The 12,060-nt window shown below is 68.9% G+C and carries 8 protein-coding genes and 1 pseudogene; 5 read left to right on the plus strand and 4 right to left on the minus strand.

Annotated elements, in window-relative coordinates:
* The first annotated feature begins 277 nt into the window (after nt 1-277).
* The 5 genes and pseudogenes from WME90_RS43280 (at nt 278) to WME90_RS43300 (ending at nt 6,987) form a co-directional block, all read left to right on the plus strand.
* On the plus strand, nt 278-1,177 hold the full coding sequence (locus WME90_RS43280; protein WP_437277949.1) for a M20/M25/M40 family metallo-hydrolase: 900 nt from the start codon (nt 278-280) through the stop codon (nt 1,175-1,177).
* Between the two features lie 112 nt (nt 1,178-1,289).
* Nucleotides 1,290-1,370: pseudogene (locus WME90_RS43285) on the plus strand (glucuronyl esterase domain-containing protein); the annotation flags it as partial.
* A 499-nt stretch (nt 1,371-1,869) separates the two neighbouring features.
* A complete protein-coding gene (locus tag WME90_RS43290; protein WP_437277950.1) occupies nt 1,870-2,844 on the plus strand; it encodes a glycoside hydrolase family 11 protein in 975 nt (324 codons plus the stop codon).
* A gap of 580 nt (nt 2,845-3,424) precedes the next feature.
* Nucleotides 3,425-5,953, plus strand: a complete 2,529-nt coding sequence (locus WME90_RS43295; protein ID WP_437277951.1) for a GH25 family lysozyme — start codon at nt 3,425-3,427, stop codon at nt 5,951-5,953.
* A gap of 122 nt (nt 5,954-6,075) precedes the next feature.
* A complete protein-coding gene (locus tag WME90_RS43300; RefSeq protein ID WP_437277952.1) occupies nt 6,076-6,987 on the plus strand; it encodes an SMP-30/gluconolactonase/LRE family protein in 912 nt (303 codons plus the stop codon).
* Nucleotides 6,988-7,187: 200 nt separating this feature from the next.
* Here WME90_RS43300 and WME90_RS43305 read toward each other — a convergent pair whose 3' ends face one another.
* The 4 genes from WME90_RS43305 to WME90_RS43320 are packed head-to-tail and all read right to left on the minus strand — an operon-like array spanning nt 7,188 to nt 11,999.
* The gene (locus WME90_RS43305) at nt 7,188-8,156 is read right to left on the minus strand and encodes an ABC transporter permease (protein WP_437277953.1); all 969 of its coding nucleotides are present in this window, start codon (nt 8,154-8,156) and stop codon (nt 7,188-7,190) included.
* A gap of 5 nt (nt 8,157-8,161) precedes the next feature.
* The gene (locus tag WME90_RS43310; RefSeq protein ID WP_437277954.1) at nt 8,162-9,217 is read right to left on the minus strand and encodes an ABC transporter permease; all 1,056 of its coding nucleotides are present in this window, start codon (nt 9,215-9,217) and stop codon (nt 8,162-8,164) included.
* Nucleotides 9,214-10,782, minus strand: a complete 1,569-nt coding sequence (locus tag WME90_RS43315; RefSeq protein ID WP_437277955.1) for a sugar ABC transporter ATP-binding protein — start codon at nt 10,780-10,782, stop codon at nt 9,214-9,216. The genes WME90_RS43310 and WME90_RS43315 overlap by 4 nt, the downstream gene beginning before the upstream one ends.
* A gap of 23 nt (nt 10,783-10,805) precedes the next feature.
* Nucleotides 10,806-11,999, minus strand: a complete 1,194-nt coding sequence (locus WME90_RS43320) for a sugar ABC transporter substrate-binding protein (RefSeq protein WP_437283734.1) — start codon at nt 11,997-11,999, stop codon at nt 10,806-10,808.
* Nucleotides 12,000-12,060: the final 61 nt, after the last annotated feature.

Here is a 12,060-nt window from a genome sequence, read left to right on the forward strand (position 1 = left end):
AGCCGATGTCGGCCCCCGCCACGCTCCCTTCCGGAAGATCACCTTCTGCTCGCGCTCTACCTTCTCGGCGAAGTCACGCCGTCAGCATGAGGTCGTGGTCCGCGCGAAGGGCCACCGCTGGAGGGTCCACGCCAGCGCTCGACGCCGCGCGTACGGCGATGGGGGCGGGACGCTCCGAGGCGAGCTAGTATGCGTCGGTCGTGGCGAAGCTACGGCGGAACCCCGATGAGGGGTGAAGCTCGGCGACGCTCCGCTGACAGCAAGGAGAGACCCCGCGATGGAGCTGAGACGCACGAAGGCCACGACGGGTCACGGCAGCCTGATCGATGCGCTCGCCTCGGTCAGCGAGGCCGAGCTGCTCGACGCGATCGTCGCGCTCGCGAGGCCGCGGCACATGTTCCGCCAGCGCGCGGAGAACCGCCGCGCGGCGCAGTACGTCGCGGGTGCGCTGGAGGAGCGGGGCTACGCCGTCGAGATCGAGGGCGAGCTCGGGAACGTGGTCGCGACCCCACGGGCGCCGCTCGATCGCCCGATGATCCTCGTCGGAGCGCACTACGACAGCGTGCCCGACACGCCGGGCGCCGACGACAACGCGAGCGGGATCGCCGCGATGCTCGCCTGCGCCAGGGCGCTCGCGCGCTTCGAGCCAGCCCCGCCGGTGGGCTTCGTGGCCTGGAACGGCGAGGAGGACGGGCTGCGCGGCAGCATCGCGTTCGTGGCGCGCCATCGATCGCAGGGCGGCGCGCCGTTCGCCGCCGTGCACGTGCTGGAGATGGTCGGCTACGCGAGCCATGAGCCGGGATCCCAGCGGATGCCCATTCCGGTCCGCGGCGCGCCCGACGTGGGCGACTTCATCGGGCTGCTCACGAACCGGCGCTCGAACCACCTCGTGGAGCTCGCCGCGAAGCAGGCAGAGGCGATGGTGCCCGAGCTGCCGGTCGTGGGTCTCAAGGTCTACCTCGGCCTCGAACAATGGCTCCCCGTGCTCCACCGGAGCGATCACTCGCCGTTCTGGAAGGCGAAGATCCCCGCCATGCTCTGGACCGACACGGCCGAGTTCCGCAACCCGAACTACCACCGCCCGACCGACACCCCCGAGACGCTCGACTACGGCTTCATGCGCCGCGTGACGCAGCTCGTCATCGCGACGGTGATGCGCCAGGTCCGTACCGGCTGAACCGACCGCTCGACGCGGACGACCGCGCGGCGGCGCGCGCCACGTCATCAGGAGAGCCGCGTGCGCCACGTCATCAGGAGCGCGGCGCCACGTCATCAGGAGCGCGGCGCCCGACCCCATCGGCGTCACTGGTCGCTCCCGTCCGGGTAAGGGCGCGTTCACCATCGGCGCGTTCGATGAGCGAATCGCGCTGGGAATTGGAGCAAGGTGAATGTCATCCCGGGAGACACGCACTCAAGTGGATCGACTGGGATACTCCCACGTTGCAGCGATCGTCGTCTTGCACGCTCGGGCCTCCGCGCGCTCCGAGGTGCCAGTTTGTCAAAGCTACTTGCCGCTCCGGTCTGGAATTTTGAAGGATGTGTGAACCGACTGCCGGCCGGTCTCGCCTCGGACAGCGCCACATAGAGCAGAGAGGGCTGCCCCTGCCGCGCGGCTGCACCGATCGGGCGCTTGCGGTCAGAGCCCTGCCGTACCGGGGCTGGTCTCACGACCTCGCTTGGGGCTCGGCCGGGTCGAGCCTGAGGGCAGGACTGCCTACTGGCGCCCCCCTCCGGGCCGTTGTAGTCACTAAGCGCGGGCCTCAGTCATGATCACAATGTCGGCTGCTGGGAGTCGAATCATTTACCCAAGGAGGAGCTGTGCATTTAACTTCACTAAAAACTTTCGCTTTGGTCTTAGGGTTCGCGGCCGTGGGCTGCTCGGGTGCGGATGATTCCACGGCGGAGCCCGGCTCGGGTGGCAGCTCGGCGGGGCCGGGCGGCGCGACCACGGGCAGCACCGGCGGTACGGGTGGCGGCCCGGCTGGGTCGGGCGGCGTGACCAGCGGCGGCGGCCCTACCACCACCAGCGGCGGCGGCCCTACCACCACCAGCGGCGGCGGCCCTACCACCAGCGGCGGCGACCCTACCACCAGCGGCGGCCCTTCCTCGAGCGTCGCGGTCACGAGCGGGGCGGGGGGCGCGGACGGGACCGGGGGCTCGGGTGGATCGGACAGCGTGACCACGGGCGGCCCTGCCTCGAGCGTGGCGGCCTCGAGCGCGGCGGCGACGACCGGAGCCGGCGGCACACCTAGGTGCACGGAAGCCGATCTGAAGGTCTGCAGCGATAAGACAGGCACCCATTGCGGGCTCACCTTCGAATACTGGAAGGACCGGGGGGACGGGTGCCTGACCAACACGGCTGATGGCTTCAACGTGGAATGGAGCAACATCAACAACCTGTTGGGCCGTAAAGGTGTGAGGCCGGGGGGGAAGGGCAATATCGTCACCTACGAGGCCGACTACCGTCCAAACGGCAATTCATATCTGGCTGTCTATGGGTGGACGAGGAACCCGCTCATCGAGTATTACATCGTCGATAGCTGGGGCAACTGGCGTCCCCCGGGCGGAATGGGACAAGTGGGCACCGTCACCAGCGACGGCGGCACATACGACATCTACAAGACCCAGCGAGTCAACCAGCCTTCCATCGACGGCAACGCGACCTTCTATCAGTTCTGGAGCGTCCGGCAGCAGAAGCGCACGAGCGGGACCATCACCGTCGGCAACCACTTCGACGCATGGGGGAAACAGGGGCTGACCCTGGGGACCTTCTATGAAGTCTCGTTGGTCGTGGAAGGATATCAAAGCAGCGGGAGCGCTGATGTGAAGCTCTCGATTGAATGAGCGCTGAACCCTGAGCATCGCCCGCCGCCAGCCCCTCCTGCCCTCCTTGCTTCGTGAGCGCCCGCGCCTCTCCAGCGCGCGGGCGGATGTGCGGTGTAAACCCGAGCTCCTTTGACAGGGCCGGAACCCCGGCTTTAGGTACCTCGACACGCTCCGCAAGCTCGGGCATCGTCGAGGCCGATCACGTCGCCTCCCACCCGCCCCATGACGCCGCAACAGGGTCGCCCCATGACCCTGAAGCGCGGCACGTTTGCTCGCCGGCGAGCTCTCCATGGCTCTGGGCGGTGAGCCTCGGCGAAGTCCCCCGACATCTACGCGTCGAACCTGCCGTTCCCGGCGAGCTTGCCGAGGGCTCGGCGGAGTCGCGGCGCAGCCATCCGACGCCGACGCTCGGGGAAGGGCGTTCCGCGGCGGCGATCTCCTCGACGGACGCAGCTCCCTGGGATAGAGATAGACAGTTGAACCGCCCCAGGGAGTGGGTCGCGTGGGCGGCGCGAAATGAGGGTCAGGGCGCGCTGGCAGAACACGGCTGGGGGAACACGAGGCACGCGCCCGGCGCGTGCGGAGGAGCTGGAAGCCTATGTTGAGCGGTGCTGATGTTTCCGTCCACCAGGGAATCATCCAGTGGGATGCCTTCGCCACACAGCTCGATTTCGTCTTCATCCGGGCGACCTACGGGCTCGAGGTGGTCGACAAGAAGTTCGCGTACAACCGAGCCGCGGCCGCCCGCTGCGGGCTCCTCCGGGGATACTACCACTATGCGCTGCCGCGCCTCGACGCCGCCGAGCAGGCGCGGAAGGTGTGCAGCGTGGTCGGCGACCTGGAGCCCGGGGAGCTCGACCTCGTGCTCGACCTCGAGGAGATGCAGCACGCGGGCAACAGCGGCCATGTCTGGACGCCGGAAGACACCCTGGCCCTCCAAGCATGGACCCGCCGCTTCGTCCGGGAGGTGAAGTCGCGCTACCCGGGCCGGTCGGTCATCCTCTATACCCGGCACAACTTCTGGCACGATCACCTGGGCGGCTCCTCCGAGTTCGTCGACTGCCCCCTCTGGATCGCGAACTATACGTATGGCCTCGACTCGGTGCGGGCGAGGCCCCCGGCCAACCCGAAGGAGTGGGCGGACTGGGCGCACAAGAAGCCGCTCAAGGCGTGGAACCCCTGGGCTGCGTGGGCGTTCTGGCAGATCACCGCCAAGGCCGTGATGCCGGGCATCCAGGGCAACACGGTGGACGCCAACCTGTTCAATGGAACCGTGAGCGAGCTGCGGCGCCTCGCGCGGCTCGATGCCGGGTCCGTCACGTCGGAGACGCTGCCCACGGCCGACGCGTTATGCCAGAAGCTGCTCTCGCAGGCCGATGACAGGTACATCTTCGGCCACGAGGTGCGCCTGACCGATCCAAACCCCTCCGCATTCGATTGCTCCGAGCTCATCGAGTGGGGCTGCGCTCAGCTCGCCGTCGAGCCCAAGATGCCTGACGGCTCCTGGATGCAGGCGCGGCACGTGAAGGAGGCGCGGCTGCTCATGCCGGTGAACACGGCGATCGCGACCCGCGGCGCCCTCCTGTTCCGCTTCTCGGACGACCCGTTCACGGGCGGGCGCCCCAGGCACGCCCACGTGGCGATGAGCCTGGGCGACGGCCGCACCATCGAGGCGCGCGACACCGCGCACGGCGTCGGGGTGTTCCCGGCGCTCGATCGGGGCTGGACGCACGCGGGCCGGATACCGGGCATCGACTACGGCGACGCGCCGCCCGGCGGCGGGCTGGCGCGCGGCGCGAAGGGGCCCGAGGTGAAGGCGTGGCAACAGCACCTGTTGAGGTGGCGCGCCGGCATCCTGCCGCGGTTCGGCGCGGACGGCGACTTCGGCGCGGAGACCGAGGCAGCCACGCGGATCTTCCAGCAGGAGATGGGGTTGCCCGTGACCGGCGCGGTCGGGCCCGAGACGCGCGACGCCATGCAGCGCGCGCTGCCGCGCCCGCCCTGCGCCCTCGAGCTGCCGCGCGCGCTGGGCCGCGCGCTCATGGGCATCGTCGCTCAGGGGCAGGGGGCGGCCGCGGGAGCCGCGATGGGCACGGCGGGGCCGCAAGCAGAGCTCCAGGGAGCAGCGGACGGGCCGCCGATGACGGCGCTTCCGGGCGCCGATGGGACCGGCGTCCGCAGCTACACGTTCGCGGAGAGCGGCTTCCGCTTCACGGTGACGGCCACTCCGGAGCCGATCCCGGCGGCTCGGCCGACCGACGGCGGGGGCGCCGTGGCGTTCTTCGCGGTCTCGGGCGCGCCGGGCCAGGCGGCCGCGCAGCCCGCGTCCGGGCAGCTGGCGACGATGTTCGACGGGACGGGCCTCGACGGGCTGCCGCAGCGCGATCCGGCCGCGATGACCGGCACGCGGTTCTACGAGCAGGCCCGGGGCCTGTCGCTCGCGGCGCGGGAGGAGCTCTTTCTCCAGGAGGTGCTGCGGGGGAACGTGCCGAGCTTCCTGCGCCGCTTCCATCGCGTCACGGTCGAGTCGCCCGACGGAAAGCGGGGCGTCGCGTACGTGTGCGCCGACTACCTGGCGATCGGCTCGGACACCGATTTCCTGCGCATGCCGCTCTCCGGCGTCACCGCCCAGCGCGTCGCGGACGCCTGCGGCTGCGTGCTGCCGACGAAGAAGCTCGTGAAGGACATCTATGCCGCCTCGCGGAAGCAGACGGCCATCCCGTTCAACCCCCAGGACGGCACGAAGATGGAGCGCTTTCGCGACCATCACCTGGCCATCGAGCAGCACCGGGTCGGCGAGCTCGGCGAGCTGCTCGCGGGACACAAGAAGGACGTCGTGGTGACGAACCGGCTGCACCACTATGCGCGCCGGCTGGCGATCTACGGCTTCTACAAGGCGGACGGCAAGCCGTGGCAGCCGCTGGACACGTCGCTCCGGCGGCGGCTGCCGCACGAGGACGCCTACGCCGACTACAGCCACGGGGTGCGGCTGATCGGCGGCCTGATGTCCCTCGGGTCGGAGCAGCGCTGCGTCGCCGACGTGCTGCTCGATCCGGCGCTGTGCGGCCTCGTGAGCGACGAGGGGATCATCAGCGTTCCGAGGTACGAGGTGCACCCGCTCGGGTGAACCGTGAGGCCGGTTTGCCGCGGCCGAACCTCGGGGAGGGGTGAGGCTCGGCGACCAGCGGGCACCTCGGGGCCGCTTCGACGTACCATCCACCGGCCGGTGGAGTGTACAAGGAGAACCCGATGGTCATCGAGCTGACCCCGAGCTTCGAGGTGATCGACGCGCGCTTCCGCAAGCTCGCGCTCCCGCACGTGCACGTCGAGAAGCTGTACACGGGCTGCCGCTGGGCGGAGGGGCCGGCGTGGTTCGCCGCGGGGCGCTACCTCGTCTGGTCGGACATCCCGAACGACCGCATGCTGCGCTGGGACGACACCGACGGCTCGGTCTCGGTGTTCCGCCAGCCCGCGATGAACACGAACGGCCACACGGTCGACCTGCAGGGCCGCCTCGTCTCCTGCGAGCACCGCGGCCGCTGCGTCTCGCGCACCGAGCACGACGGCTCGCGCACGGTGCTCGCGTCGCACTACGAGGGCAAGCGGCTGAACTCGCCGAACGACGTGGTCGTGAAGTCCGACGGCAGCATCTGGTTCAGCGACCCGAGCTACGGCATCGACAGCGACTACGAAGGCGACGCGTCGCCCAGCGAGCAGGGCGCGCAGCGCGTCTACCGCATCGACCCGGGGTCCCGTGCGCTGACGGTCGTCGCGAGCGACTTCGTGCAGCCCAACGGCCTCGCCTTCTCGCCGGACGAGTCGCTGCTGTACATCGCCGACACCGGCGCGACGCACGTGAAGGGCGGCCCGCACCACGTGCGCAAGTTCCGCGTCGACGCGGACGGCACGCTGACCGGCGGCGAGGTGTTCGCGACCTGCCCGGTCGGCGTGTACGACGGCTTCCGCGTGGACGTGCACGGCAATCTGTGGCTGTCGGCCGGCGACGGCGTGCACTGCCACGCGAGCGACGGCGCGCTCCTCGGAAAGGTGCTGATCCCGGAGACGGTGTCCAACGTCTGCTTCGGCGGCGCCAAGCGCAACCGCCTGTTCATCTGCGGCACGACCTCGCTGTACGCCGTCTATCTAAACACCCGCGGCTAGAGCGACGGTCACCCGCTTCGGATACGGGCCCACCTCGGCGTTTTCGGTGCTCAGCGCACTGGAGTGCGCTTCCGCGCCGAAAACGCCGATCTGGGCCCGTCTCCTGTGCGGGTGACCGTCGCTCTGCTCGGGATGGTGCGGAGGGGGGGCGGGGGCCGCTGTAGAGCGGGGCGGGGCGCCCGGAGGCGCCTTGGGACGGGTCAGCGTCCCTCCTGATGTTGTCGGCCGTAGACGAGCAGCATGGCGATGATCACGGCGCCGTAGATGATCTGGCGGCCGGCCTCGGGCATCTGCAGCACGCTGAGCATGCTCTGGAGCAGCACGAGCAGGATCGTGCCGAGGACGGTACCGAGGTACGTCCCGCGCCCGCCCATGATGTTGGTTCCGCCGATCACCACCGCGGCGATGGCCGGCATGAGGTAGTCGTTGCCCATGGCCTGGTAGGCCTTGTGCGAAAAACCCGCCAGCAGCATACCGGTGATGGCGGAGCACACGCCGCACATCACGAAGGCGCCGATCAGCACCAAGTGCGTTCTGACGCCCGAAAGATAGACGGCCTGCTCCTGGTTGCCCACGGCATAGATGTAGCGACCGAGCACGGTCCTCTTCAGCACGAAGGTGCCGACGCCGCCGACCAAGATCCAGACGAACAGCGAGTTCGGGATGGAGAGCGTCCTGCCCACGGCCAGGACCTCCATCCACTCCGGCGCCTCGCTGCGCGGAGCGAAGCCGCCGGTGTAGAGCACCATCAGCCCCTGGAGCACGGTGTTCGTGCCCAGCGTGAAGATCATCGAGGGCACGCGCAGGTAGGCGACCCCGAGCCCGTTCAAAAGACCCGCGGCGGCGCCGACGGCCAGGCCGCAGGGCAACGCGGCCCAGCCGCCGAGCCCCGCGGACAGCATGGCGCTCGAGGTGAGCACCCACGGCAGCGAGAGATCGATGTGACCGAGCAGGATCACGATCATCATGCCCGTGGCGGCCACGCCCAGGAAGGCCGCGATCTGCAGCTGTTGCAGGATGTAGTGCGGGCTCAGGAAGCTCAGCGTGCCCTGGGTGATCAGCGTGCCGATCGAGCCGCTCACGAGGACGACGCCGATCGACAGCAGCGCGTACCAGGTTGGCTTGTCGATCTCGCCGATACGGCTCTTGAGGGAGAGGGGCTGTTGCATCGAGCTCACCTGAAGACGTGCAGCCGGTTCTTGACGCGGACGACCCAGAGCGCGCCGAGGCAGACGGCCGCGAGCAGGATGAGGCCCTCGAACAGCGGCTGGTAGAGCGGGTTGGCGAGGAGGCCGAGCGCCGAGCCCTCGTCGAAGACGCGGAAGTTGAAGGCGACGGAGCGGAGCACCAGCGCGCCGAAGAGCGATCCTACGGCGCCGCCGATGCCTCCGTACAGCGAGGTGCCCCCGATCACGACGCTGGCGATGGAGTTCAGCGTGTAGGAGCCGGCTTGTGGGATGTCGGCGTTGCCCGACGCCGTCTGCAGCGCGAGGTAGAGGCCGCCGACGCTGGCGAAGAACCCCGACAGCGTGTATGCGGCCACCTTGACGCGCTTGATGCGGACGCCCGACATGTACGCCGCCTCCTGCGACGCGCCGACGGCATAAGCGCCGAGGCCCATGCGGGTGCGGCGGTAGTAGGTCCAGAGCAGCGCGAGCAGCGCCATCCAGATCGCGGGCGACGGGATCTGGCCGACGAAGCCCAGCGCGCCGTCGAGGGGGGCGGCGCCCGCCGCCTGCAGCAGCTCGTTGAGATCGAAGGTGGCCGCGAACGCGAGATCGCCATCGACCTGGCCGCCGGGCGTCGGTCTCAGGAACAGCGCGATGCCGAGGAAGATCGTGCCCGAGGCCAGGGTGGCGATGATCGGCTGCAGACGGCCGTATACGACGAGGCAGCCGTTGAGCAGGCCCGCCGCCGTGCCCACGGCCAGGCACAGCAAGATGCCCAGGAAAATCGTGAGCGCGCTGCCGGCAAGGACGTGCGAGGCCACGCAATTGACGAGCGTGATCACCGCACCCACGGACAGATCCAGGCCGCCGGTCAGCACGGGGATCGTCTGGGCCATGGCCGCCGCCACCAGCACGAACGACTCGTTGGCGTTCTGCCCCAGCAGCGACGCGCTGAATCCCTTGGGATGGGACAGCGAGTAGAGCCCGTAGAACAAGATGCAAAGACCGACGGCCACGAGCAGGCCCTGGTTCTGGCGCAGGCGGAGCTTCCAGTCCTTCATCGTGCCTCTGATTGCGCGCGTTCCTCTTCGCGCTTCGCGCGCTCAGGCCCGCCGCGCAGACCGAGGGCCAGGTCGAGTATGTTCTTTTCGGTGATGTCGGGCCCCACGAGCTCGCCCTGCACGCGGTTCCGGTAGAGGACGAGCACGCGGTCACAGCAGCCGATCAGCTCGTCGTAGTCCGTTGTGTAGAAGAGGATGGACGTGCCGGCGTCCGCCAGCGCGCGGAGCAGCTGGTAGATCTCCTGCTTCGTGCCGACGTCGATGCCGCGGGTGGGATCGTTGAGCATCAGCAGCCGCGGCTCCGTCATCAGCCACTTGGCCAGCACGACCTTCTGCTGGTTGCCCCCGGACAGCGACGACACCGGGTGGCTGAGCGAGCCGATCTTGATCTGGATGCGGCGCACCATCTCGTCGATGCGCGCGGCCTCGCGCCGGCGGTCGAGCACCGCGCCGGTCGTGAACTTGTCGAGCGACGCCAGCGACAGGTTCGCGGCGATGGCCATCGGCAGCATCAGGCCTTCGGTCTTCCTGTCTTCGGGCACGAGGGCGATGCCGTGCGCGCGATCCTTGGCCTGGCGCGGGCTCGTCAGCTTGACCGGCTTGCCGTCGATCTTGATCTCGCCGCGCACATCCTTGAGCACACCGAACAAGCTGAGCAACAGCTCGCGCTGCCCCTGGCCGTCGAGCCCGCCGATGCCGAGGATCTCGCCCTTGCCGAGCTTGAACGACACGTTCTCGAGCTGCTGCTCCCAGCTCAGGCCGCTCACCTCGAGCAGCGTCGCCGGGAAGCTGCGCGCCGCCGGCTTCGGCGGGAAGACGTGACCCATGTCACGGCCGATCATGAGCTCCACGATCTGGTCGTCGCTGCGCTGGCCCTTCGCGAAGGTCTCGATGTGTCGACCGTTGCGGAAGACCGACATCACGTCCGCGAGCTCCTTGATCTCGTGCATGCGGTGCGAGATGTAGAGCATGCCTACGCCCTGAGCCTTGAGCTCGGCCAAGAGATCGTAGACCTTCTTGACGTCGCTGTTGGTCAGGGCGGAGGTGGCCTCGTCCAGGATCAACAGCCGCGGGTCCTTGCCGAGCGCCTTCGCGATCTCGACCATCTGGCGGCGCGAGAGCGGCAGGTCGCTCACCCAGGCGTTCGGGTTCACGCCCTCGCAGCCGACGCGCGCCAGGAGCTCCTCGGCCCTGCGGACCTGCGCCTTGCGATCGAAGAGCCCCAGGCGGCTCGTCGGCATCGTGATGCCGATGTTCTCGGCCACGGTCAGCGTCGGCATCAGGGACAGCTCCTGAAAGACGCAGACGATGCCGGCGGCGTTCGCCTCGATCGGGTGGTCGAACCGGACCGGCTTGCCGTGGAGCAAGAGCTCCCCGGCGCTCGGCTTGACCACGCCGCCGATGATCTTGATCAGGGTGCTCTTGCCCGCGCCGTTCTCGCCGAGGATGGCGTGCACCTTCCCCGGCTCGCAGGCGAAGTCGACGCCGCTCAGGGCTGTGACTCCGCCGTAGTGCTTGGAGACGGCCCGGAGCTCGAGAAGCGGAGGGCTCACCGGTTCGATCATGATGCTGGGGCGTTACTTCACGTCTACTTCACGTCGGATTCCGACTCGTTCATGATCTTCACGCCCGAGATGTTGACCCCGCAGGGCGGGAACTCGTTGGGCGTGAAGAAGTTGTCGGAGAGCTGGGAGAAGAAGCTCTCGCCGTCCTTCAGCGTGGTGTGATCGGCGGCGGGGATCGGCACGGAGATCATCTGCGGCATCACCTTGCCTTGCAGGCCCTCGAGCGCCGCCTTCATCGCGATGGCCGCGAGCCCCGGCGACTGGCCGAGCGACAGGCCCTTCATGCCCTGTTCGTGGTGCTTCGCGATCAGCTTGCGCACGCCGTTCTCGGCCTCCGTGGCGACAGGGATCGGCTTGTGTCCGGCGTCGAGCAGCGCGCGGACGGCGCCCGTCGAGCCGCCCTGCGCGAAGAGCGCGTCGAACTGGCGGTGCACGGCCAGCGCGTCGGCCACCGCCTTCTGGGCCTTGCCGTCGTCCCAGCTGCCCACCACCTCCACGATGGTGTAGCTCTTCCCCGGCGCTTCCATGACCTGGCGGAAGCCGACGTGGCGGTCGCGATCGACGGAGTTGCCCTGCAGGCCGCGGACCTCGAGCACCTTGCCCTTCCCGCCGAGCTGCTTGTCGAGGAACTCGCCCCACTGGCGCCCCATCGCCAGCTGGTCCTCGTTGACCTGCATCACCTTGTCCGTGTCGAGCACGTTGTCGAACGGAACCAGGATGACGTCCTTCTTGTCGGCGAGCCGGATCACGCGATCGAAGCCGTCGGGGCTGACGGCGAGCGTGACGATGCCGTCGAAGCCCTGGTTGATGAAGTCCTCGATCGCACCGAGCTGGGCCGCGACGTCGGTGCCGGTCGACACCACCTTGAACTCCTTGATCAGCGGCGCGATGGCCGGGTCCTTGGCGAAGGCCTTGGCCGTCTTGACCATCTGGATGCGCCAGGCGTTGCCGACGTAGCCGTTGACGAGCGCGAGGCGGAACGGCGGCTTTCGCGCCGTCCACTGCAGATACTTGGTGTCCTGCTTCCACGGCGCGAAGCACTCGGGGTTGAAGCCAGGCCCTGGCACGACCTTGGGCCCTTGCCCGCCCGGCGCCTGCGCGGCCGCGACGCTCGGCGCCTGCGCGGCCGCGGCGCTGGCGGAGCCTCCCGCGGCCGGAGCGCTGTCGGGCTTGTCTTTGCAGGCAGAGAGACCCAAGAGCCCGAGCGCGCAGCTCAACACCGCCATTGCGCGCCGCGCCGATCCACGTGACTTCAACTGGCCAATCGACATCGTGCCG

This window comes from Sorangium sp. So ce375 (assembly GCF_051473855.1).
Taxonomy (GTDB): Bacteria; Myxococcota_A; Polyangia; order Polyangiales; family Polyangiaceae; genus Sorangium.